Below are 25984 nucleotides of genomic sequence, written 5' to 3' on the forward strand. Positions count from 1 at the left end.
TCATGTTTGGAATCAAAAAAGAAAAACAAGCGGACGGACATGATTTTGCAAGTGAGGCTTTAAGAAAACGCTTAAAGGGAACCTTGGTTGCTAGCCATTTGGTTAAATTTTACCGTGGAAGACAGGTTCTTAATGATGTTTCTTTCAGCATTCGTACCGGAGAAGCTGTTGGCATTTTAGGTCCCAATGGTGCAGGAAAAACGACTTGTTTTTATATGGTTACGGGTCTTATCAAATCGGATGGAGGGTTCATTAAAATTGATGGATTTGATATTACGCATTTACCAATGTATCAGCGTGCTCGTTTAGGTATTGGATATCTTCCGCAGGAAGCATCGATTTTTCGTGGTCTTTCAGTAGAAAATAATATTAAAGCTGTTTTAGAAATAATCGAAAAAGATCGCCTTAAACGACGTGAAGATTTGGATGCCCTTTTGCATGAATTTAAAATTGACCATTTACGCAAGATGCCTGCTCTTTCTCTATCAGGGGGGGAGCGTCGACGACTTGAAATTGCGCGTGCTTTAGCTTCTCGCCCCAATTTTATGTTACTTGATGAACCATTTGCAGGAATAGATCCTATCGCTATTTTTGATATTCAGCAGCTTATTCGTTATTTAACTAGGCGTGGGATTGGTGTTTTGATAACGGATCATAATGTGCGTGAGACATTAGGGCTTGTCGACCGTGCTTATATCATTCACGCGGGACAAGTGTTGGTTCACGGGTGTCCTAACGATATTATCAACAACGCTGATGTGCGCAGAATTTATTTGGGAAACCAGTTCTCTCTCTGATTTCACAGCTTTAACTTTCCATCAAATATGCTTTTATCACTCGTAGCAATTTGCGTTATGATTTTTATGCACTTTTGCTTACACTTAAATAGATTTATCTATTTAAGTGTAAGCAAAAGTGCACACAAGCATTATTCCCATATATTCAGGAAAACAAACATGTCTCACAGAGTTGAATAAGAATTTATTTTTTACACATTTTTCTCATATAACTAACGACAATTATTGCCTATTGCCAGGTTGCAGAAACTATAGAGATGTTATTAAGAGCTTCAGATAGATAAGAACGATACAGTTTTGGGAGTAAGAGGAGGATGAGTGTCTTTTAATTGGGTTGCGCAATAAAATCTTCTATAGTAATTGTGTTGAACAAGTTATTACTGAAAATCTCCTTAATTTATGCCAAAATTTTTCTACAATTATAATCTTAAACTAAATTTTTGCTAAGTAAATGAAAAAAACTTCATCAAGATGAAGTAATTTCGTTGTTTTATCGGTTTTGTTTGCTTTTAATGATATCATAGAAAAGATATCGCTAGATTAACCTCATAATGAATGATAAAGAAGGCAACGCGCGTGTTGTTGGAAGGTATATAAGTATTCATAATACTTTTCTCCTCTCCGTCGAATCAAACAACGTATTAATGATGCTGTTTTAGATATTTTGATGGTAGCACCATGGGTTTTACATATTACGGTTGTCAAATAGGGTTTGTGGTGTTTTGTTGGTTTGCCTTGCGCATTTAAAATTTTGTGCACGACTGTATATATCATGCCAGATTTGCTTGCCTTTTTAAAATATCCGCTAAACGTTATGAAAGTCTATTTAGATCGTTGTCGTCATTAACACTCAAGCGTACACAGTCATCGTCAAGATAAAGTACCATTTTATCTCAGTATGTTTATCACCTTACGGGAGCCCGTTTTTAGAAGGAAAAAGAAGATCCAATGAAGAATTTTATATCAACTCTTATATCTAGAAGGTCAAAAATTTGTGAACGGCCTTTGTTCCGTATTGTAAGGAAATTAATTTTATGGACAACTACACTTCCTTGTTTTCTGATGCTGTTAATGAGGAGCTGAAGACTTATTTATTGTTGTGCTGATAGTGAATGGTGAGATGAATTAAGCCATCACCCGTTATAAATTGAAAAATAAATTCATATGCGATGATGAAAGAAAGTGAAAGAAAACTTTAAGTATCCATACCATTAACAGGTTTGTGGGTGAACATTTGAGTGTGCAAAAGGAAAATTAGAATATGAATTTAAGTGAGTTAATTGCACCTGAAGCTATTATTCCGGTTCTTAAGGCGAATTCGAAGAAACAAGTTCTACAAATTTTAGCCGAAAAAGCTGCTGAATTGACAGGCCTTAATGAGCGTGTGGTTTTTGATATTGTTTTGCAACGTGAAAAACTAGGTTCAACGGGTTTGGGTGGTGGTATTGCGATTCCTCATGGAAAACTGCCTAATATTAATCGAATCATTGGTATATTTGCGCGCCTTGAAAGTCCAGTTGATTTTGAAGCTCTCGATGATGAGCCTATTGATCTTGTTTTTCTCCTGTTGGCACCTGAAAATGCTGGTGCTGATCATTTAAAAGCATTGTCACAGATTGCGCGTGTTTTGCGTCATTCTGATGTTGTTCAAAAATTGCGCAATACTCATGATGCTAATGCACTTTATGCTTTATTGATTCAGAATTCAACATCCAATGCAGCTTAGCGGAGAGTGCGCAGAACAGATTATAAAATGGGAAGATCTACGCTCAAAGATCAGAGAACACTGATCATATCAGGTTTTTTGTAAAAATGTTCTCAAGGCAATCTTCAATTTGAAGAGCTGGGGACAAGAGCGACCATAAACTTTTATTATGTTTCATGTGCGAAGCATCTATTAATATAATCTGAGGTTACTTTTCTTGAAGTATTCATCTGTGATAAAATTTTTGCGTAGGCCAAGAGAGCTTGGGTATGTTTTGATGATATTGGTTCTTAAGGTCCAAAGTTGGTAGGGGAATCCTTTGTTTTGTGTAAGAAAGTGTATATTTTCTAATATATTGAAATCAAGTATGGTTAAACTGTTTTAGATTACTGGTATTTAGAAATTAGCAATAAAAGAGTTTAAAGCGCACGATAGTAAGAAAAATGGTTTCAAAGAGGATAAAATGATATGCAGTGATTGGAGCAGGAATTATACGCTCTGTGTTTCATGATAAATATGCTGATGTGTTGTGTAATTTCTTGCAGAAGGATTTTAAGATTGTGGAAAGCTTGTCTCTAGACAATAAATAGGGAGCATAAATGCGCTAAATTTAAGAGAAGATATTTTGCGATTTTTATAAATGCAAATGCGTTGGGGATTGTTAAGTCTTATTGATGATATTCAAAAGTTGTAAAATTGGGGTGTTCTTTAAGGGATACCTTTTCAAGATTTTGTAATAAGTTGCTTGTGTGGAAGAGTATAGTTTGTTTCTTAACAAAGTCATGGTATGTTCATACTTTGTTTTAAAATTCCATTGCTAAAGATGTAGTTTTTTATACAAAACGAAATTAGGGATTGAGCGATGAAACAAAATCAAAGCGTTGTTTTTTAATCGGGTTATTAAATAAAAATGCATATTTTAGTAACAACTAAAAAATCACGATTAGAGGTAAAAATCTGTTCTAATTGGTGCGAAAATATTTCGTTTTTTAAGATTATTGGAACAACTGCCCTAAGACATTGATGAGCTTTTTCAATGAAGAGAATCTTATTAGAGACTAAAGAAGTGAGTTAAATGAAGATGTTTAAAAAAATTTTTATTGCTACATTAGGGATGGTTCTTATTTCTGCTGTAGCAACATGTGCACAAACGCCAAGACGTTTAGATCAATTTGAGGCATGGGGAGCCTATTCTTATAAATCGCCGAAAAATACAATTTGCTACGTGTTGTCTGTGCCTTTGGAGTCACTTCCAACGACGGTTAAGCATGGCGATAATTTCTTTTTAGTTACCAAACGTTCTCATTCACCTCTTTCGTTTGAACCCCAATTCATGGCAGGTTATCCACTTAAAGAGGGGTCAAGAGTTACCGTAACCATTGAAAATAAAGAGTTTGAGTTTTTCACCAAGGATTCATCAGCTTGGTTAGCATCACCAGCACTAGAAAAGCAGCTTGTTTCTGCTATGCGTGCTGGAAAAAATATGACAGTGAGTGCACTCTCAAAACGGGGAACACAGACTACTTATACTTATTCCTTAAAAGGTGTGACCGCTGCATTAAATGCGGCACAAAAATGTCATTAAGGTCTCTATAACTCTAAAATAGCAATATAAATTGGAAAAAAATGGCCGTTTCATATGATCTTAGACCAATTGGTATATGTCTGGCACGGGAGTCAGATAATGTTGTCGTGAAAGAGAGATCTAAACTCTCTTTAATTGGCTTATCACAGGATGAAATGGTGGAAGCTTTAAAGACAATAGGTATTCCAGAACACCAAACGCGTATGCGTGTACGTCAACTTTGGCATTGGCTTTATGTACGTGGTATTTCAAATTTTGATGAAATGCTCAATATTTCTAAGCCTATGCAGGAAGTATTTAAGAAACATTTTTCTATTGCGCGTCCAGAAATTGCTGGAGAACAAATATCAAAAGATGGTACGCGTAAATGGCTTTTACGTTTTCCAGCACGCGGCGCTGGAAGGCCTGTTGAAATTGAAACAGTTTATATTCCTGAAGAAGGGCGTGGCACTTTATGTCTTTCATCGCAAGTAGGGTGTACGTTAACCTGTTCTTTTTGTCATACGGGAACGCAGGTACTTGTGCGCAATCTCACAGCAGAAGAAATTTTGGCGCAATTATTAGTTGCACGTAATTGTTTGGGTGATTTTCCTGATAAAAACACGCCTGATGGTGCAATTGTTCCAATGGAAGGACGCAAAATCACCAATATCGTTATGATGGGGATGGGAGAACCACTTTATAATTTTGAAGCAGTGAAAAAAGCTTTATTAATCGCTTCTGATGGAAATGGGCTTTCTATATCGAAACGGCGGATTACCCTTTCAACCAGTGGAGTTGTTCCTGGAATAATCCGAACCGGAAAAGAAATTGGGGTTATGTTGGCAATTTCACTCCATGCGGTACATGATACGTTACGAGATATGCTTGTTCCGATCAATAAGAAATACCCACTTGCACTGTTAATGGATGCGTGCCGTCAATATCCAGGCCTTTCCAATGCTAAGCGAATTACCTTTGAATATGTAATGCTAAAAGATGTAAATGACAGTTTGGATGACGCCAAGCAGCTGGTGCGGTTACTGAAAGGTATCCCTGCGAAGATAAACTTGATCCCTTTTAATCCATGGCCGGGGAGTAATTATCAATGTTCTGATTGGGAACAAATTGAGCGTTTTGCTGATGTGGTTAATCAAGCAGGCTATGCCTCACCTATCCGCATACCGCGTGGGCGCGATATTTTAGCGGCGTGTGGTCAACTTAAATCTATTTCAGAACGTTTACGAAAATCTGAACGTTTACAATTAGAATGTGGAATTAACAGTCAATAACTCAATATTCACCAATAAGGATACTGAGAGCAAAACTGGTGAAAATACCTGAGATGAGCCAGTCAAGAAAACGAAGATAAGAAGGATTTCGTTTTATTCCTTTAGAGAATTTATGAGCCATAAAAACTATAGAAATGTTAATAGGAAAAGAAATGGGGATATAAGAAAGACCTAAAATAAGTAGTTTTTGTGTGACCATAGGGTCATTTGCGTTAATAAATTGTGGCAAGAAAGTCATGTTAAAAAGAAGGACTTTAGGATTTAAGAGATTAATTGCAATAGCAGTAAAATAAGTACGTTTGAGGTTTTGGTGTTTTGGGGATGTCTTTTTGAAAGATAATGTTGAAGGTTTATACAACGTTAGGATAGAAAGCCATAAAAGGTAAAAAGCTCCCACAATTTTGAGAACAAAAAAAATGTGTGGTGAGGTAAAAATAAGTGCTGATAAGCCAAGAGCTACAGCAACGACCTGAATAGCAAAACCCGTCGCGCTTCCACAAGCACACATAATTCCAGCTTTCTTATTTTGTGCAATAGTACGTCCTACCGATAGCATAATATCAGGTCCTGGAATGAGGGCTAGAACCAATGATGCTAAGGAAAATTGTACAATAATGTGCCATTCAGGAAAAAATGACATGTAAACCTCTTTAATTTTTAAAAAAGATGCTCATGATTTACATCTTTTATATAAATGTTTTTTTACTCATTTTCATTTTTTTTGCGTCTTTTAAATGTTTTTTTAAGGGAATTTGTTATCATGATTTGCATAACTTTGAGTAGCAATAGAAAAAAACAGTAGTATAGAGTTTTAAGATAAAAAATGTAAAAAATTATTTTGGGCTTATTTAGAGGGTTTGAATACGTCAATCATTCTTAAATGGTTGCAAAACGAACAAGGCGCTGAATATTGTAATACATTTTGATTTAAAGCAGAAGAAAGATTTAGCGCGTGCGCTTTGTAAAGCTGAAATGCTAGATGTTAAAGAAATATACAGTGAAGATTTTTTGCGCGATTTTATTTTTCTGATGTTTCGAGCAAATGCTGTTTATGAAGAGATCTATCTTTTGAAGATGTCTGTTCGTTCGCTTTTTTCAAAATGTCTTATGGAATTGTCAAGGAAACAAGAGCAGATGCTATTGCCTCTGTGGCAACAGGAAATGGCAATAAACTAGCGAGCTTTAAGCTTTCTGCTTATACACAGAATCATGATATTAAAATTTTTCTTCATGGCATAATAGTTTTTTCAAAGTCTGATGGATTTGATGAATTTTGTGCATGCACTCAAATTCCGATAGAAAATGAGAAACAAGGTGAAACGCTCTTTTCGGTTGATGAAAATTTGTTATATTTATCCTCAGAAGGAAAAATTTTGAAAGATTTGCTCTACCTTCTGCTCTTGAATATTTTATATATGTAGACTCTTTCACTGGAAGTTGTTCCAGGTCAAACGATTATAATCACTAATTACTATTGGTTTTAAAAAAAGCGATGCTATTTTAATCAATGGGAAACGTTTCTCTCCTGCGAATTTGTTTTCTGAATTGAATGATTATGAATGGAACGGTATTGGCTGTTCAGATTTGGTAGAAAATCCCTTTATTGGCATGAAATTTCGTAGTATTTATGAGATCTAGGAGGAACTATTCTTTTTACGGTTTACCACAATGGAATCTTTAACATTGGATAAGAGAATGGTGCATTTGAAAGATGAATGAATGCTCCACGAGACAATGCATTGATTTATAAGGATGACTCATTGTTGTACAACTTGAATGAAAGTCCCGAATATTGTAAAATTCTCCCATTTCAAAACCTCTTATATTGAAGCAATTAAAATCACATGCTTGTTTGTCATAAGCGGGGCAGGTGTGCGGGTAAACATAGTAAAGAAAGAATTTAAATGCCTCTCATGAATCATCTCAATGCAAGAAACGTCGTAATATTTTAAGTTGGCAAAAAGAATGCTGCTGCTAGTTTACTCCTTCATAAGTGTAAAGATAGTGGTGCGCAATAACTTTTACGTTAGACAAAACGCATTTATTGTGGCTTTTGGTTTTAATCTGAGTGCAAAATATTACAGGCAAAGTTACATTAAACTTCATAAGGGTAATATGATTGCTAAAATGCGTTAAAGCAAATAGTTACTTTACTAAATTTGTAGCTTTTGAGGATAATTAAAGGTACTTATGATCAAAAAGATGTAGCCAGTTTTATGAATTTAAATGCTCTATTTTTGCACACATTAGCAACATATTCGCCAAAATTCAAATAAACAATCTTATAAAATTATCATTACAGTATAACTAAAGGAGTGATTTTGTATAAAACATTCAATTTTGTCGTTTTTCTGGCTTATTGAGGTTAGTAAATAGTTTAGCTATCCAATTTTTAGTTCGATGCTAGAGGATTTTTTTTCTTGCTAATAAGTGTAATAGGAAAATCCTAGAATAATGACAATTAAAACACCAATAATCAAAATAAGTAAATTGCGTTCATGATATTTGTACTTCATTGATATAAAAACAAAAGAGCATACAACGGAAAGAATGATGCAGAGACTTGTCATAACAAGAGCATAATAAGAAGATTTTTGATGGCTTTTTACTTGCTATTATTGACGAATAAATTCAAGAACCATACACCATACCATTTAAAGAGTTTAATTTTTTAGGATAAAGATGATGATGCGTGATCAGATTGACGCCCTTAGCCTTACGCCAGAATTAAGAGATGCAACTGTTCAATCGAGAGCTTGGCCATTTGAAGAAGCACGTAAGATTATCAAACGGTATGAAAAAACAGATTACCCAAAGAGTGTAATATTTGAAACAGGCTATGGTCCTTCTGGTTTACCGCATATTGGCACCTTTGGGGAAGTCGCACGTACCACCATGGTGCGTCATGCTTTCCATATTCTTACGGAGAATAAAGTTAAAACGAAACTCCTTTGTTTTTCTGATGATATGGATGGTTTGCGCAAGGTTCCTGACAATGTACCTGATCGCGAAAAGATGGAAAGTTATCTTGGTCAACCGCTTAGCCGCATACCAGATCCTTTTGGCGATATTTATCCTTCTTTTGGAGCAGCAAATAATGCACGTTTGCGCACTTTTCTTGATCGTTTTGGTTTTGATTATGAATTTGCGAGCGCTACTGATTATTATAGTTCCGGTCGTTTTGATGAAACACTTTTAAAAATACTTGTCTGTTATGATAAAGTGATGGCAATTGTTTTGCCAACATTGGGTGAAGAACGGCGTGCTACCTATTCACTTTTTTTACCGATTTCTCCATTTTCTGGCAAAGTATTACAGGTACCGATGATTGCTCGTAATGTTGAAAAAGGCACTGTCACCTATATTGAACCGGAAACAGGAGAAACCATTGAAACAGAGGTAACAGGGGGAAAAGTTAAATGTCAGTGGAAGGTGGATTGGGCAATGCGCTGGACAGCGCTTGGTATTGATTATGAAATGGCGGGAAAAGATCTTATCGATTCCACAAATCTTTCTTCTAAAATTTGCAAAGTACTTGGTGGAAAGCCACCAGAAGGGTTTAACTATGAGCTGTTTTTGGATGAGAAGGGGCAGAAAATTTCCAAATCCAAAGGAAATGGCTTAACCATTGACGAGTGGTTAACATATGCTCCAACAGAAAGTCTTGGGCTTTATATGTTTGCAAAGCCAAAAACAGCAAAACGACTTTATTTTGATGTTATTCCAAAAGCCGTTGATGAATATTATGCGCATCTTTCAGCTTATGGTCGCCAAAAATGGCATGATCGACTTAACAATCCTGTATGGCATATTCATAATGGTTATCCTCCACAGGGTGATTTACCTGTCTCCTTTGCCATGCTTTTAAATTTGGTTAGTGCTTCAAATGCAGAAAATAAAGAGGTTCTTTGGGGTTTTATTTCTCGTTATGCTAAAGGAGCGAATGCACAAACTTATCCGGAACTTGATCAGTTGGTGCAATTTGCCATTAAATATTTTGATGTTTTTGTTAAACCAAATAAAAAATTTCGCGCAGCAGATGATGGTGAGCGGGCAACATTAAGGCAAATTGATGCGAAATTAGCCAGTTTGCCTGAAACTTCCGATGGAAACACGATTCAAAATGCGCTTCTTGATGTTGCACGTTTAACGGAATGTTATCAAGATCATAACAAAAAAAGTCCTGAAGGGGGGCCAGGGGTTTCAAATGTCTTTTTTCAAATGCTCTATGAAGTGCTTTTAGGGCAGGAGAGGGGACCAAGATTAGGGTCATTTATTGCCTTGTATGGAATTAGTGAAATGCGGGCACTGATTGCTGAAGCACTTGCGCGACCTATGGAGGAATAATGGAAAAGAGAGCGCAAGAAGTAAAGCGACGTCGCACATTTGCGATCATAGCACATCCAGATGCGGGGAAAACAACACTGACAGAAAAGCTTTTATTATTTGGTGGAGCTATTCAGCTTGCCGGTGAGGTAAAAGCAAAAAAAGACCGTATTCAAACTCGTTCTGATTGGATGCATATTGAACGGGATCGTGGTATTTCGGTTGTGACATCGGTGATGACATTTGAATATGAAGATCATATTTTTAATTTACTAGACACTCCAGGCCATGAGGATTTTGCTGACGATACCTATCGCACGCTCACAGCTGTTGATAGTGCTATTATGGTGCTAGATGGTGCACGCGGAATTGAACCTAGAACACTGAAATTGTTTGAAGTCTGTCGGATGCGTGATATTCCTATTGTTACTTTTGTCAACAAAATGGATCGTGAGGCGCGTGATCCTATAGAACTTTTAGATGAAATTGAAGAAAAACTTGCTCTTCATACCGCGCCGATAACTTGGCCTATTGGTACGGGTAAGGATTTTGTTGGAACATTTGATCTTCATCATAATCGGTTTCGTCAAAAAGATGATGAGATAACACAACAGACGGTTTCTGGACCTGATGAGGTTGCAAACTTGCTTCCTGAAAACCAACGCTCATCTTTTATCGAAAGTACAGAACTTGCGCGAAGCGCTTGCAAGAATTTTGATCTTCAAGCTTTTCGAGAAGGACATCTGACACCGGTTTATTTTGGTTCAGCTTTACGAAATTTTGGTATCCGTGATTTGATCAATGCATTGATCGCTTTTGGTCCAAGTCCTCGTGATCAGGGTGCAGATCAACGCACTGTGAGAGCCACGGAATCTAAAATGACAGGGTTTGTTTTTAAAATTCAAGCGAATATGGACCCTAATCACCGTGATCGTATTGCATTTTTTCGGGTATGTTCGGGAACACTTGAACGTGGCATGAAAACAAAGTTGGTACGAACAGGAAAATCGATGACACTTTCGGCACCGCAATTTTTCTTTGCGCGTTCACGCCAAATTGCTGATCAAGCCTATGCTGGTGATATTGTAGGGATTCCTAATCATGGAACGTTGCGTATTGGTGATACCTTGACAGAAGGAGAAAGTATCCTTTTTAAAGGAGTACCCAATTTTGCACCAGAAATTTTGCGTCGTGTTTGTTTAGGCGACCCAATGAAAGCAAAAAAACTGAAAGAAGCTTTGCAACAAATGGCTGAAGAAGGGGTCGTGCAATTATTTATTCCTGATGATGGTTCTCCTTCTCTCATTGGTGTGATTGGTGCTTTGCAGATTGATGTTTTAAAGGAACGACTTAAGATAGAATATGGATTACCGGTGAGTTTTGAACCAGCACACTTTAATATATGCCGTTGGATTTCAGCACAAAGTAAAGATGAGATGCAAAAATTTCTCACCAATCACCGTTCTGCCATTGCTTATGACCTAGGGGGGGATCCAGTTTTTTTAGCAGAAAACTATTTTTCATTGAATTATGAGACAGAACGGGTGCCGCAGATAAAATTTGCGGCTTTTAAGGATTATCAGATACGTTCTGAATAAACAGATATGTTTTTTGTAAGAAAAACATTATCTTGAAAAAGGGCTAACAAAGAGGAGAGGCAAAACCTCTCTCCTTTTTAGAAAAATCACTATGAGCGGGCTTAACAAAGCCCTTCTTTAATCCATTCAGAAATACGCTCTTTAGAAGCAGCACCAACCATATTTGATGCAATATTTCCACCTTTGAACATCACTAAGGTAGGAATCGAGCGCACTCCATATTGGGTAGCCAATTCCGGATTTTCATCGATATTTACTTTGGCAATCTTAACTTGATTTTGCATTTCCACTGAAATTTCATCTAAAATCGGAGCAATCATTTTGCAAGGACTACACCACTCTGCCCAAAAATCAACCACAACAGGGGTAGAGGAGGTCAGAATTTCGTTTTCAAAATTGCTCTTATCAATTTTTATACAGATCATTGATTTATCCTTTATATTCACTTCTATAAATTGGTACGATAACGCTTCATATCAAGTTATTGCAAAGATAAATAGAAAAAGCTTTTCTCAGCTTTATCAAGAAATTTCATCAAGAAGCGCATCGAGTTTTTCTGGAGGAAGTTTAAAAACTTTTACTTCTTTACTGTAGACAAGAAGAGCCTGGATATCTTTGTTGGGATGAATAGCTTGCAGTAATTTTCGGTAAAGAGCCATTTGCAACAAGTAATGTGGTGCGATAGCGGCCTCGTTTTCAGGTGGAGCTCCTGTTTTAAAATCCGCAAAGATGATGTTGTTTTCTGTGATGTAGAGACGGTCAATTTGCCCGGAAATGGCTTGTTCTTTTCCACGAATTTTTACAATACCCATTAAAGAGACTTCAGCACGTGAATGATCAGAGAAGAGGGGCTTAAGATAGGAATGATCTAAAATCTGCCAAACATGACAAAGTACTTTTTTTCGTTGTGTTTCCTGCCAATGAGAAGCTTTTGTGTTGAGATAGTGTTGGGCGTAATCTCGACGTTTTTGAACGGGATAATTGGGTAGATGTTGTAGCAATCGGTGAACGATATTACCATATTCAATGGAAAAAGCTCTGTTGATGTTTGTTTCTCCTAAGACAGGTGAGAGGCTAAGATATTTTGGATTAGAAGAAATCTCAGGATCATCTTCAATAGAAAGGCTTGCGACAGAGGGTCTCAACGGTTTTGGTAGAGCTGGTTCTACTGGGACTTTATGGGAGAAAAAAGTGGGCAAAGATGGGTGTGTTTGGCGCGTAGCACAAGCTATCTTTTGCTTTATAGGGATAGAAGGAGAAGCTGTAATGCAATAGCGCCAAGCCGCAATGTCTTCTGCTGGACCTTTTATAGCAACGGCATGCGGTTTGAGAGCTTTCTTTACTAATTGTAGCCACGTATGAGAGGAGGTTTTCTCACCACTATATCCACAAATAAACAATCGATCTTCAGCACGTGTCATTCCTACATAGAGAAGTCGTCTATATTCTTCTTCTGCGCGCTCTTTTAAATATGACAGTGCTTGTTGAGAGAGTTTTGTATCAAATTTTTCATTGGGACGCCAAATAAACGCTTGTTGATCTCTCCATTGTGCATGACTTGAAGGAGCTTTAAGCAAATGAGGTGCATGTTGAGAGTGCCAAATAGCACTTCCTGGATCAACCAGAAACACAACAGCAGCCTCTAGTCCTTTTGCGGCATGCACAGTCATAATATGAACTTCTTCATGGTTTTGATCAAATTCTCGTTTAATTTCTGGATCGTTTGCTCTTAGTGTTTCCAAAAAAGCTTGCAATCCTGGTAAACCAGTTTTTTGAAGAGTAAGTGTATAATCCATAAAAACATCAAGCACATCATTTGCTTCAGATCCTAGGCGACCGAGGATTTTTTGTCGTCCCTTATCATTATTTAAAATATAGCTGTAGAATTCAAAAACCGGTATTTTATCTACAAGAGTGCGATAATGATTCAAATTTTCGAAAGCATCTCTAAAAGATGCGTGTGATGAGGCATGCATACAGAGACTTTGCCAAAGAGAGCCTGTACGGTGCGCTGCAAGTTGATAAAGTTCCTCTTCGCTAAGCGAAAAAAGTGGACTTTTTAAAACACAAGCAAGAGAAAGATCATCTTTTGGTTGCAAAACAAACCGTGCCAGCGCCATTAAATCACGCACACTCATATGTTTGGTGAGTTGTAAACGATCAGCACCAGCGATGGGAATATTGCGTAATTTAAGGGCACGAGAAAGGGCAGAAACAAAGTGATCACGTTTACGCACCAAGACCATAATGTCGCTGGCACGCATGAGGCGTCCTTTTGCTGGAAGCATTTCTCCGTTGTGTAACCAGTTGGCAATGGTTTCAGCAATTTTTTCTGCCAAACGTGTTTCAGGTGTGTCTAAATGATCAACGCTTAAATGCCACTCATCAGGAAATTCACTTTTTTCTTTGGAAATGGCATCCCATAAAATAACCTCTCCTGGGCTATGAACACGAATAGCTTCGTGCACTGTCTTTGTATTTTCTGCTGAAAGCCCTTTATAATTTTCGGGTGTTTCAAAGACGAGATCAACGCTTTTAAGGACATCAGCTGTAGAGCGAAAAGAATAATTGAGTTGTATTTTTTCAAATTTCTGATTCACCTGCTGTACTTTTTTTTGAATCATTCGTCCGTTTTCAGCAAAATTTTCCGGGGCAGCACCTTGAAAAGAATAAATGGATTGTTTTTCATCTCCAACAGCAAAAAGAGTGCGTATATTTGTACATTGACTATGACCTGTAAAAAATTCTTGCGCCAAAAGTTGAATAATTTGCCATTGCTCAGGGTTGGTATCTTGCGCTTCATCAAGCAAAATATGATCAAGACCACTGTCAAGTTTATAGTGCACCCATAGACTTGCACCTTGACGTTTTAACAAATGGAGTGTGCGTTCAATAAGATCATTAAAATCTAAAAATCCATTAGCTTTTTTGAGATTTGCAGTGATTTTAAGATATATGGCACAAAGCTGAAAAGCAGCCTTATTAAGTGTAGCAATTTTTGTGTATTGATATTTTTCTAAAAGAACAGAAAGCTCGCTTTGTTTATTTTCAATCATTTGTTGAATAAAAGGCCAAATTTCATCTGATTTTTTACAAGATAAACGCGAAAAATTACGGGGTTTGCCTTTCGTTTTAAAATAAATATCGTAAATAATATTGATAATGTTTTCTTCATCACAAGCCTCTTCTAATTGAGAAAATTTCGTGATCATTTCTTTGAGGCTCTTATTGCCATAGATTTGACAATGGGTAAGTACATAAAGAGGCAGACGAGCAGTCTGTTGAATTTTTTCTAACAACTGTTCATTTGTTTCACCAGGCGCTAACTGAAAAAGCGCACGCAATTTTTCTTCTCCGTTTTCAGAAAGAATAGAGGTCAAGAAATCAGACAGTTGATGTTGTTTTTCAGTTGCTTCGTACAGCAATTGGTTAAAAGTGTGCTCACGGATAACTTTAAGCAGCTGTTTTAAAGCAGGCTGTGCATCTTTATGTTCCAAAAGCTGGCGACGTGCTTCTTGTAATAATTTTTTTCGATTAATATCGTCTATCAGTTCGAAATGTCCAGCAATATTGGCTTCTAGCATAAAGTGATGCAAGAGAGATTCACAAAATGCGTGAATCGTTTGGATTTTTAAGCCTCCTGGAGTTTCGAGGGCACGAGCAAAGAGTTGACGCGCATAGGTTAGTTTTTGTGCATTGATGGGTTTATTTTCAATTTGCGATAAAGTTTGTTGCAACTGTGTATCTTCCAGTTCATTCCAACTGGAAAGTGTGCGAAAAATTCGTGATTGCATAACGGCGGCGGCGGCTTTTGTATAAGTAAGGCATAAAATACGTGCTGGAGGGGTACCATTTAAAAGCAAACGAATAACGCGTTCGCTTAAAACGTGGGTTTTTCCAGATCCTGCATTTGCAGAAACCCATACATTTGTTTTTGGATGTGTTGCCTTTGCTTGTGCATCAAGGGCTGCTTCAGGAATAGAAAAAAGAGTCATGATTGATCTGCTTTCTGAAAACCGCTTGACCATTCCCATAAGCGTGCCAAATGGTCATAATCACCTTCATATCGTTTTGTTATGGGGACGGCGTGTGAAAGATAACCCTGTTGTGGATTTTGATAATAATCCATTAATGCGATAAGATGTTCCCATGCTTTTTCACCAAGATCAATGGCGCTTTGATGATCTTTTGTGTCTTTCTTTAAAAAAATTGATTGGGGAATGATTTTACCTTTTCCATTGAGAGCGATGTAAGACAGATTTACAGGAGTAAAATCTTGAAAATCTGTAAAAGCACCTTGCATAAGTAAAGCTGCTTCCAATGCCAATTGTGGAAATAATAAATCGCGCACTTGTTTTGATGAAGGAGGGGTGCTGGTTTTAAAATCGATAATTTCAACCATTTTTCCTGGCAATACATCAATGCGATCAGCACGTCCCGAAAGAGTTACACCTGTAGTACCTATAGGTATTTTTTGCGATACCACTTCGGCATATCGTTCTCGAGGCCCTAAACTTTGTTCCCATTGGAGAAAAAATGGAGCAAGATTTTCAAAATTGTTCCACCAGATTGCTTCAATATCGGGTGGCAAATTGAATTTATCAAATTCTTTACACCCGATATTGAGAAGTACATCGAGGACATTCGCAGAATTTGGATTTTTTACTTTTGTACAAAAAGCAGCAAAAATAGCGTGATATAGTATTCCACGTTCAGAAGCACCAGGGTTATGGATGAGGGCTTTAAGCGGTTTAAGCCGCAAGATTTTTTTGGCATAAATAGCATAAGGGTCATAGCGCAACGTTGCGATTTCAGTGACGGAAAAATGGCGAGGACGTGTATCAAGGGGTGGTACAGGGCAAGGACGTTTCACACCGGCAGTGATATTTGTATGATCAAGCATTTTTGTCCAATGAAGAAATATTTCACCTCGTGCGCGGATTTGTTTCCAAACCTGTTTTCCTATAACTGTTTCTAAGCGCTGTAACCAGCGTGAAGGAAGTGAAGGAGCATGATTAACCCGTAGTGCTCGGCTCATCACCACTTTATTCATTCCCATAGCCCATTGAAAGTCATGGGCAGAAAGGCCAATACGCTTTTCTGGTGGTTCAAGAGTTAACATGATTTTCATTGGTCGTGATAAAAAAGCATCATGACGGGTTGTAATAGGCCATGATCCTTCATTAAGACCACCAATAACCACGGTATCAACGGTTTGCAAACGTGATTCTAAGGTTCCCCAAATGAACAAACGCGGGTGTCCTCCGGGAGAAGGTGTAACGGAACGGGTTGCTATAAGGGCTGAAAATATAGCGAGCCATTCACAAAGTTGAAATTTTAGTCCTGATTGATCATTCACCAATTCACGCAAAAAAGTTAAGAGAGTTTGTCCTGCTTCATGTTGATAAAGATGCGCAAGAGAATTATTTTCATCACGCCCAAAGTTTTCAAATACTTCAACTGTTGCTACCACGGCTTCATTGACGGTACATTCCTTTTCTTGTTTCATAAGAGATGCTAAAGGTTCGATGGCTTTGACTAAAAAATGACAAAGCAGACGTGCTTCTTCACAGTTTTGTTGATCAAGAACGTCAGTTTCAGAAATATTATGGGAATATATATCTATCCACTTTTCAAGAAATTTGTCACATTCACAAAGATTAATACAGCCCGCATTTCCTCGAAGAACAAAGAGTTCAAAATTTTCTGCCATTTCGCGTAAGCGATGACGGTTTTGTCCTAGTGTTGTGAATGGATGTTTGAGAAGGGAAAGAAAAGCAATTGGATCACCAGGCTGAAATACATTTTCTAAAAGGAGCCGTAACAAGGTTGCAGGAAGTGTTTGTGCAAGTGGTATTCCGCCAGAATCATTCGCTTCAATTCCAAAACGCTTTAATTCAGCTGCAACACGGCGTGCTAGATTACGGTCATTTGTAATGAGAGCTGCAGTTTTTTGAGGTTCTTCAATAGCATTGCGTAAAGCAACAGCAATGGCAAGCGCTTCTTCACGCTCGTTTATAGCTTCAATGAATGACCAATTTTCACAAAGGTTTTCATAATCATCGCGGACAATTCGTACCCAGCGCTCTGTTGTAGAGGCTGGTCGCAGCGCTTCTGATAAAAGAGCCATACGCCTTTTCTTTATTGCGCTTTGTTGACCAATTTCGCGCACATGAATGCGGTGACATTCCATGAGAGAGAGAAGTTTTTTGAAATGATATTGAGGATGGCTAAAAGCATTCGCTGCATGATCAAAAACATTACAAGTTGTTTTTTCTTCTTTGATTGTACCTAAAGCCTCCCATTGTTCTTCATCCATATGAAGATCAAATCCAGCAAGAACAACAGCTCCTTTTGGCAGAGAAGCAATGACCTTTAAAAGATTAGAGACTGCGGGAATAGAACCTGATACACCAGCTGCAAGTATAGGTTTGTTAGGTTGTGTTCGCCATAAAGTCTCAGCATGCATTTTAAGTGCTTGATTACGCCATTCAGCTGGATTACTTCGTTGTTTTTCTTTTAAGATTTGCGGCCAGTTTTGTGTAACAATGGTGAGGAAATCGAGCGTTATTTGCCACCATTCAGCGATCATATCTGGGGCAATTTCTTTAAGTTTTGACCAGTCTGCAGCTTCTGTTTCCATTTCATCCATCAACTGTGCTAAATTTTGAGCAAGCCAAATTGCATCAGCAGTATGAGCAGGAATAAGCACGTCTTCTGTACCAAACATAGAGCGCAAGTGATCAGGTAAATTTTCGCGCCAAGGACGAATGAGACGCGCTAAAAGCAGAAGGCGTTCACTTTCTTCAATGGGAGGATTGAGAATGTTGTTATGATTTTCACCAAAAAGGAAGCTATGCTCGTCCACATCTCCCAGAGCACGAATGGTTGGCAAGAAGGTTGATTTTGTGTCGCTTCTTTCAACAAAGGTCGTACGTAAAGCCCGAGCAGCACGACGTGTTGGCACATAAATAAGGGTATCCACAAGGGCCGTTTGAATATCGCCATTTGGTGCAAAGTCATCAATAAGATCACTAGAGAGCAATGCATCAACAAAATGCGGTAAAAAGGCAGTTCCCGAAGAAATAGAAAAGACACGTGGTTTATAGGTCATATGATCTCATTTGAGCTGTATGGAAAAACTCTATCTTATTGATTAATTTGCATCATCCTTACTGTATATAATTTTTATGAGCGAACAAAATTGAAAAGCTGCATCTGGACAGGAGATTTCTGACTTTAACTTATGAAAAAACATTGAAACACATGCCCAACGCTATCTCAAGTCCTAAGAAAATAATTGTTGGAATAACTTTATATGAATTGAGTTATCGTGCAAAAATATAAAGAGATTCTCTGATACTGTTTAACCAAGAACTGGTTTCAGTTCATTATTGAGTTTGGACAGGCAATGTAAGGAGCAACTCTTAAATTTTCAAAGGCAAATTATATTGGCAGTGAGTGAACGGATTAAACAAGGACTTTATGCTACTGTTTATACTGTGTAAGATGAAAATGCTCGTTACATAAGGCGTCGTTTGCAAAAAAAAGCGTTCCATAACATTGCGAGACTTAAATAGCCAGTTTTGCAAAGAATATTGATTAATTCTCATCAAAGATTTAAGAAAAACAAATACAACAAGATATATACGCGTTCTCTAGATTATGTACACTTCATTCCCTAATCGAAAGGACGATTGAAACCTAGACCAACAATTTTATAAAAGAAGTTCTTTATTTATCAGATTGTTAGAAAATACATTTAAAGAAGTTGCGTTCATTAAAGAAATCTGTGAAAAGGTGATGTTCTTTGTAAAGATGCTCACCATCGTTTTGCGTGGTTTGCTTGTTTGAGCAGACAGAAAGAGCAAAGGTACCATTTTGTTTCCTCACCCTTTTACGTTTTAGTTCTGAAGTATAACCTTTATTAGTAATAATTTGAGTATTTTCATCCCTTGCAAAATAGCTGAGCTGCTTAAATAACATTATTATAGTTTTCTGTCGTTAAGAAAACAACGTAAATCTTCACACTGCTTCTTGTTAAGACTTTCCTCTCATTTTGATCTTCTTTATATTCCGCCGCGCAATCTATATCTTTTGCAAGTAAAGAGATGAACTTGGACAAGGGAGACATTGATCTTCACAGATTTACTCATTATAATTCATTGTGCTTAGCAAAGGATTGCCACAACCGATGTGAGATACCCTTCGATACCAGGATACACAATATTTATCGAGGGGATGACTGTTACATGGATGATACACTTTTTGCCTGAAGGTAAGGAAAAGGGCTCATCCCTGAGTTTTATTTTATAAGACGACGTGAACGTCTTCAACAAAAGAACATGTAAGATTTTTAATCCTCATGCACATTCCAGAAGTTTTCTTCCATAAACGATAAATCTTTTGCTAATCTCTACACTTTATTAACGAAATGCATTTCTCCGATAACTCATCGACTTTTTGACAAATGGAACGTTACCAGTCACACCACCTTTTTTCTCACACCTTAATTTAATGCACAGCATCTCAGTTGTGTAGCGAAAATGAATTGCTTTAGTGGAGAATTTTTTGCAAAAGTTAACGATGAAGTTATCTATTGTGCTTTTGAAAGGCATCATATTTGATTGATAATGATAATTCATTGTTTTTTGCATGAATGAGAGCTCTGCATTTTATAAGATTCCTACATCTCAAACTCTATTATAGTGAATCACTCAAAATCATTTGCTTGCACGTTAAAAGCGGGGTGAGTGTATGGGTAAAAAACTATAAAAAAGAATAAAAATGCCCCTTATGAACCATCTCAGTGCAAGAGCTGTTGCAAAAATATTTTGCAGTTTGCAAAGAAAATGACGATGCCGACATGCATTTTCATAAGTGTAAAGAAGGTGGTGTACAATGGCTTTACCGTTATATCTTTCACAAACGCTATTGTGAAATGGGCTTATGATTATTAAGAGATATTTTTCTAAAGGAGCCCCATTTCTTGATAAAAACTTTGTAAAGGCGCAAGCATTGGGTGTGAAAGATTGCGGGCAAGATAATCTTGCACATGGGGGAGATGTTTAAGGTAAGATGGCTTTCCGTCGCGCTGGTGGAGACGTATAAAAATCCCTAAAATTTTCGATGCTCGTTGGGTGCCTGCAAATGCATAAAGTTTACGAAATTCACTTTCCTTAAAAAGTCTTGGCGCTTGGTGACGTGCATTGCAATAGGCGTCGAAAATTTTTGCTTCGCGTGTTGGAGAAATAAACACACGTGCATCTTGTGCTAAAGAAACGAGATCATAGGCTGTTGGACCTATTAAGCCATCTTGAAAATCAATCAGACCAATGCGGGCAAATCCTTCTTTCTGCGCGCGCCAAAGAATATTGGGTGAATGATAATCACGCATAACAAAGGTATTTTCTCCTTGGGTAAGGCTATCGAGATAGGGCTGCCAACAGGTGAAAAAAGCTTTGCGCTGTTGTTGATCTATGTTTTTTTGTGTTTGAAATGGCACATACCAGTCTAGCAATAAGGAAAGCTCTGATTGTAATGTTTGGCAATCATAGGGAGGAATTTGCAGCAAAAATGTTGCAAATTGCTTTTTGCAAGGCCATGACTTTTGGTGGAAGGAAGCGAGCAATTCGCTACAGGCTATGTAACGCTCTTCTAAAGGATTACCATTGTGATCTAAAAGTCCTTCACGTCCTAAATCTTCTAGAATTAAAAGACCTTTTTCAAAATCTTCGATAAAGATATGAGGAGCAGAAAATCCATTGTCTAAAATAAGTTGATTAATCCCGACAAATTGACGAATATCTTTTGCAAGTTGTGCCATTCTTACATAAGAAGAATCTGTGTTTTGTTTCCTCTGCATGGTTGGCGCATCCATAAGAATTTCTTGATGTTGCCCATCATGCAAAAGTTCATAGGTGCGTGCAGAAGCGTCAGCAGCCAAAAGATGACGATAAACGTGACCACGTCCATGAGTTGTTAAAAAACTACGAATTTCAAAGGACCGTTGTAGACGCTCAAGAGAATATTGCGCTGATGTAAGAGTTACACAACGCCCATAACCTTCATATTGTAAAGTGAGTGCAAAAGTAACCTGCCCTAAAAGATTTGCACTTTTTTCTGGCCATTCTACGAGTAAAATACTTTGCTGACGTGCTTCGTGAAGTCCTAATTCATCAATTTCTTCTTTGGTAGAAAGACGATAAAGGTCAGCATGAATAATTTCAAATTGCGCGAGTTGATAGCTTTGAGCAAGAGTAAAAGTAGGACTTGGAACATCCAGAGTCGTGTTGTTGGCAAGTGTATGGATGATTGTTCGTGCGATGGTTGATTTTCCTGTTCCAAGATCACCTTGCAGCGTTACAAGATCGCCAGGTTTTAAAGCGAGAGCTAAATCTTGCGCAAAAAGCTTGGTTGCTTCTTCATTTTCAAGAAAAAAACTAAAATTCATTAAGATTTCCATAAAGTGAGTGAGAAAAAGTTTTTATCATAATAAAGGATGAGATTAAAAAACCTTATCTCCTTTGGGAATTGGAAAGAAACATTTAATTGTTGTTCCTTGTCCTGTACCGGTGAGAATTTCAACGCGCCCTCCGTGGAGTTCAACGAAGCTTTTGACAAGAGAAAGACCAAGACCTGCACCTGCACGCCCACCATGATGTGAATGGGAAGAAAAACGTTTAAAAATGCGATCAAGGATATCTTCTGGAATATCAGATCCTTCATTGTGAACACTGAAAACAATGTCATCATTTTTTTCTTCAGCACAAAATTCAATGGTGCTTGCTTCCGTTGCAAAATTAATAGCATTACTGAGGACATTCACAAAGATTTGGTGCAAACGTGTTGCATCTGCAGAAATAAAATTTAGGGAAGGAGAAATTTGTTGTAAAAGCGTAATATGGCGTCCGTTAAGACGCTCTTCCACACGCGCTACTGCTTGCACCATAGCATCGGCAATATTAACCGATTTTATGTCCAGCTCCATAATACCAGCATCAAGGGTTGCAAGGTCAAGAATATCATTCACAATATTCAAAAGAGTGCTTGATTCTGAATGAATATGTCCAAGATATTCCTGTTGGCGTTCATTGATAGGACCGAAAATTTGATCGTGTAAAATATCGGAAAATCCAATAATATTGGTGAGGGGTGTACGCAATTCATAAGAAACATGTTGAACAAATTCATTCCGTAAACGATCAGCACTTTCCAAGGCTTCATTTTTCTCTTGAAGAGCGCGCGCGACATGGACAGTATCTGTAACATTCACGAAAGTAAGCATGGTCTCTCCATTAGGAAGTGGGGCCAATGTGTAATCAATGATCATGCCATTTTTAAGGTCCATACGACCTGAATATGTATCCCGTTTTTCAGCAAAACCGGTAATAAATTTTGTAAATCGGTCCCACTCTTGTCTCAAAGTTAGGGGTGAACAATGACTTTGTAATTGTGTAATATGGGTGCCTTCTACCAGTAAATTATAGGGTAGCGACCATAATTTTGATAAAGCAGGATTCGATAAACGAAGGCGCCCATCAGTGCCAAAAACCACTACTCCTTCTGAAAGTTTATCAAGCGTTTCGCCTTGTATTTTAATAAGTGTATTATAGCGCCGTTCAAGATCAATTTTTTCTGTGAGATTTTCGTAAAGCCAAGTGACCCCTCCTTGTGGGTTAGGATTAGAAATGACATGCACTGTGCGCCCATCTGGAAGATTCCAGATTTGTTGATTTGATTCCGTTTGCCGGTAAACTTTAAAAAGTTCTTCTTTCCATGTACGCCAATCCGGATGTTCACCAATGAGTCCTTTTTCACGCAAACGTTCAAGAAGCAATGTATGGCTTGGTTCACTTTCTAGAAAAGAATTTTCCAGGGGCCATAAAACTTTAAAAGCATGGTTGCAGAATTTCAATTTTTGATTGCCATCGAAAACAGCTACAGCTGTTGAAATTTGGTCAAGTGTTTCACAATGGCTTTGAAGAACACGTCTTAGTTCATTGGAAAGATTTTCATATGCACTATCATCACGCGCAAAAGCTGCCATTCCTTCAGCTGTTGTAATCCGTGTGAGATGAAAATGGTGCCGTTCTCCATCAAGGACCGTATGAACGTGCTCTTGAAAAATGGTTTCTGTTTCATCTGTTTTGTTTTGTGTTGTTTCATTGAAAAGATCAACAACTTCGTTACTACCTTCTCGAAAGCCTGTTATTTCTCTAAAGGCACGGTTGATAAAACAAATTTTTCCTTCACAGTCTTTTATCCATACTGGTTCTTGAATAATATCAAGAAGGTTACGCTGCATTCTCAGCTCGGTGAGGATTCTTGTAATACTTTTTTGTAAACGGGCATTTTCGCTCTGCTGTCTTGAGATATCTTGAAAGCGTGCAATGGCTGCTGTTCCAGCGATAACTCCTGTAACATGTAACAGTATATTATTCTTGGTGGAGAGAGAAAGTTCAAAAGGATGAGACTTGTAACGCAATTGCGTTAATGCGTAATCAAGTTCCCGCAGGGAATTTTCTTCAAGCCAGAATTCGAAACGCTGAAAATCTTGCTGATGAATTCCCATTTTTTGTAATGTTGGAATGTTCCCAACCACACGAGGTAAAGCCGTTGGGTTTTCCCAAATAAGAAGATATTGCCCGGTTTTTTCCAGAAGCCATTCATAATATTTAAGTTTTTCAGAAAAATTTGTTTGAAATATCTGCAGAGGCTTTTGTGAAATTTTTTTCGCATGCATAATAACTGTCATACACGTGAGAAGCGAGGCACAAGAGATTCCTCCGCAGAGCGCTAAAAGAAGCCATCGACCATCTGGCAAAGTGAAGGTAAATGGTAGATATGTTTCCAATGACTGAGCAGCAGCACATGTTGGAGAAAAAAGAAAAAGAAAGCAAAAAATACGAGTACAGATTCGGGTCATTTTTTGAGCTTTTTCTTTGGAGTTATAGTCACCAAAGCTGAGCACGATACGTTTTCCTTTTTCTTTTAACCCAGGGAAACATTTAATAACGATAATGATTTGGTTTATAAGGTCCTTGTGGAGTAACTCCAATATAGGCAGCTTGTTCTTGTGATAAAACGGTTAATTTTATTCCTAGCCGGTCAAGGTGAAGGCGGGCAACTTTTTCATCAAGGTGTTTTGGCAAAACAGTCACTTCATTTTTGTAGTATTCTGAACGGGTAAAGAGTTCAATTTGCGCTAAAATTTGGTTGGTAAATGAGGTCGACATAACAAAAGAAGGGTGTCCCGTGGCATTACCGAGATTAAGTAAACGTCCTTCGGAGAGCAAAATGATGCGTTTTCCATCGGGAAAGGTGATCATATCGACTTGTGGTTTAATGTTCGTCCATGGTAAATTTCGCAGAGCTGCAACTTGGATTTCATTATCAAAATGGCCAATATTTCCAAGAATACACATATCTTTTGCCTGCTGCATATGATCTAAACGGACAATATCTTTATTGCCCGTTGTTGTGATAATAATATCAGCACTAGAGACTGCATCATCTAAATTAACAATTTCATAGCCGTCCATAGCGGCTTGAAGGGCACAAATAGGGTCAATTTCTGTTACTTTAACACGAGCTCCAGCACCTGAAAGAGAAGCTGCAGAGCCTTTACCCACATTACCATAACCACAAACAATAGCTGTTTTACCAGCGATCATAACATCTGTTGCGCGTCGGATACCGTCTACTAATGATTCTTTACATCCATATTTATTATCAAATTTTGATTTAGTGACGCTATCATTGATATTAATAGCAGGAAAAGGCAAAAGCCCTTCCTTTTGTAATTGATGAAGACGATGTACACCCGTTGTGGTTTCTTCACTTACACCTTTGATTGCTGCTCTCTGGTGTGTGAAAAACCCTGGTGTAGCTTCCATACGCCTTTGGATTTGTTTGAAGAAAAGTTCTTCTTCTTCTGTCTTGGGATGAGACAGAATATCTTTATTTGCTTCCGCATGGCTTCCCATCAAAATATAGTGTGTAGCATCTGCTCCATCATCTAAGATAAGATTGGAGGGATTACCATCGGGCCATTGGAAAATAGCATCTATGTAAGTCCAATATTCTTCAAGCGTTTCACCTTTAACTGCAAAAACAGGGGTACCAGTAGCTGCAATAGCTGCTGCGGCGTGATCTTGCGTAGAAAAAATATTGCTAGAACTCCACCGGACATCGGCTCCAATAGCTTTCAGCGTTTCAATCAAAACAGCTGTTTGAATGGTCATGTGCAATGAACCAGAAATACGTGCTCCACGCAAAGGTTGGCTGGAAGAAAACTCCTCACGACAAGCTATCAAACCGGGCATTTCCGTTTCAGCAATATCAAGTTCTTTACGACCATAAGCAGCAAGTGTGATATCTTTGACAACATAATCCTGAGCTGTCATTCTTTATTCCTTTACAATCAGTTTTCTCAAAACGGTAGGAGAAATTCAAAAAAAATGCAAGCTAATAGGAACACTTCTTTCTAGGAAAAAGTCTTTATGCTATTTCCCCTAAATCTTTGCCACAGACATGTATTTACAAGTGAGTGAGGATATTCCTGAGAGGGTAAAAAGGATTTTATGAGAATTTCTATTGCGTGAAAAAAGGTTATCGACATTTGCTGTTTTTTAAACAAAGAGCAAAGTAAGGTGACAAAGAGAATTTTGTTATAAAATTCCGCATTTTTGGGTTTGTTT

General features: G+C 37.8%; 15 protein-coding genes. 8 read left to right on the forward strand and 7 right to left on the reverse strand.

The window, feature by feature from the left end; all coding sequences use genetic code 11:
* The first annotated feature begins 2 nt into the window (after positions 1–2).
* The 4 genes from lptB to rlmN all read left to right on the forward strand — a co-directional run bounded on the left by lptB (position 3) and on the right by rlmN (position 5358).
* The gene (gene lptB / locus O9A_RS01510; RefSeq protein ID WP_034458106.1) at positions 3–797 is read left to right on the forward strand and encodes an LPS export ABC transporter ATP-binding protein; all 795 of its coding nucleotides are present in this window, start codon (positions 3–5) and stop codon (positions 795–797) included.
* 1261 nt (positions 798–2058) lie between these two features.
* Entirely contained in the window at positions 2059–2523 is a 465-nt protein-coding gene (gene ptsN / locus O9A_RS01515; protein WP_034458109.1) for a PTS IIA-like nitrogen regulatory protein PtsN, read from the forward strand.
* Positions 2524–3583: 1060 nt separating this feature from the next.
* Complete coding sequence (locus O9A_RS01520; RefSeq protein ID WP_034460156.1) at positions 3584–4087, forward strand: invasion associated locus B family protein; 504 nt, start codon at positions 3584–3586, stop codon at positions 4085–4087.
* 41 nt (positions 4088–4128) lie between these two features.
* Positions 4129–5358 carry a dual-specificity RNA methyltransferase RlmN gene (gene rlmN / locus O9A_RS01525; RefSeq protein ID WP_034458111.1) on the forward strand — a complete coding sequence of 410 codons (1230 nt, stop codon included), beginning with the start codon at positions 4129–4131 and terminating at the stop codon, positions 5356–5358.
* Position 5359: 1 nt separating this feature from the next.
* Here rlmN and O9A_RS01530 read toward each other — a convergent pair whose 3' ends face one another.
* The gene (locus O9A_RS01530) at positions 5360–5998 is read right to left on the reverse strand and encodes a LysE family translocator (RefSeq protein WP_034458113.1); all 639 of its coding nucleotides are present in this window, start codon (positions 5996–5998) and stop codon (positions 5360–5362) included.
* Between the two features lie 275 nt (positions 5999–6273).
* Between O9A_RS01530 and O9A_RS08645 the strand changes: the two genes are divergently transcribed.
* The 4 genes from O9A_RS08645 to O9A_RS01545 all read left to right on the forward strand — a co-directional run bounded on the left by O9A_RS08645 (position 6274) and on the right by O9A_RS01545 (position 11282).
* Positions 6274–6534, forward strand: a complete 261-nt coding sequence (locus O9A_RS08645; RefSeq protein ID WP_425348742.1) for an argininosuccinate synthase domain-containing protein — start codon at positions 6274–6276, stop codon at positions 6532–6534.
* 297 nt (positions 6535–6831) lie between these two features.
* Positions 6832–6996 (forward strand): hypothetical protein, encoded by a 165-nt coding sequence (locus O9A_RS08650; protein ID WP_425348743.1) that lies wholly within the window; start codon positions 6832–6834, stop codon positions 6994–6996.
* A 1047-nt stretch (positions 6997–8043) separates the two neighbouring features.
* A complete protein-coding gene (locus O9A_RS01540; protein ID WP_034460157.1) occupies positions 8044–9705 on the forward strand; it encodes a lysine--tRNA ligase in 1662 nt (553 codons plus the stop codon).
* Positions 9705–11282 carry a peptide chain release factor 3 gene (locus O9A_RS01545; protein WP_034458116.1) on the forward strand — a complete coding sequence of 526 codons (1578 nt, stop codon included), beginning with the start codon at positions 9705–9707 and terminating at the stop codon, positions 11280–11282. Before O9A_RS01540 ends, O9A_RS01545 begins: the two co-directional genes overlap by 1 nt.
* 101 nt (positions 11283–11383) lie before the next feature.
* On the opposite strand, the gene trxA is transcribed toward O9A_RS01545, so the two are convergent.
* The 6 genes from trxA to ahcY form a co-directional block, all read right to left on the reverse strand.
* The gene (trxA, locus tag O9A_RS01550; protein ID WP_034458118.1) at positions 11384–11707 is read right to left on the reverse strand and encodes a thioredoxin; all 324 of its coding nucleotides are present in this window, start codon (positions 11705–11707) and stop codon (positions 11384–11386) included.
* A gap of 96 nt (positions 11708–11803) precedes the next feature.
* Positions 11804–15277: a double-strand break repair helicase AddA gene (gene addA, locus O9A_RS01555; RefSeq protein ID WP_034458120.1), complete on the reverse strand. Its 3474-nt coding sequence runs from the start codon at positions 15275–15277 to the stop codon at positions 11804–11806.
* Complete coding sequence (addB, locus tag O9A_RS01560; protein ID WP_034458122.1) at positions 15274–18396, reverse strand: double-strand break repair protein AddB; 3123 nt, start codon at positions 18394–18396, stop codon at positions 15274–15276. The genes addA and addB overlap by 4 nt, the downstream gene beginning before the upstream one ends.
* A 1857-nt stretch (positions 18397–20253) precedes the next feature.
* Positions 20254–21735 carry a tRNA (adenosine(37)-N6)-threonylcarbamoyltransferase complex ATPase subunit type 1 TsaE gene (tsaE, locus tag O9A_RS01565; RefSeq protein ID WP_034458124.1) on the reverse strand — a complete coding sequence of 494 codons (1482 nt, stop codon included), beginning with the start codon at positions 21733–21735 and terminating at the stop codon, positions 20254–20256.
* A 54-nt stretch (positions 21736–21789) separates the two neighbouring features.
* Complete coding sequence (locus O9A_RS01570; RefSeq protein WP_034458126.1) at positions 21790–24255, reverse strand: PAS domain-containing sensor histidine kinase; 2466 nt, start codon at positions 24253–24255, stop codon at positions 21790–21792.
* 37 nt (positions 24256–24292) lie between these two features.
* A complete protein-coding gene (ahcY, locus tag O9A_RS01575) occupies positions 24293–25690 on the reverse strand; it encodes an adenosylhomocysteinase (protein WP_034458128.1) in 1398 nt (465 codons plus the stop codon).
* Between the last annotated feature and the right edge of the window lie 294 nt (positions 25691–25984).

The organism is Bartonella koehlerae C-29 (assembly GCF_000706625.1).
Taxonomy (GTDB): domain Bacteria; phylum Pseudomonadota; class Alphaproteobacteria; order Rhizobiales; family Rhizobiaceae; genus Bartonella; species Bartonella koehlerae.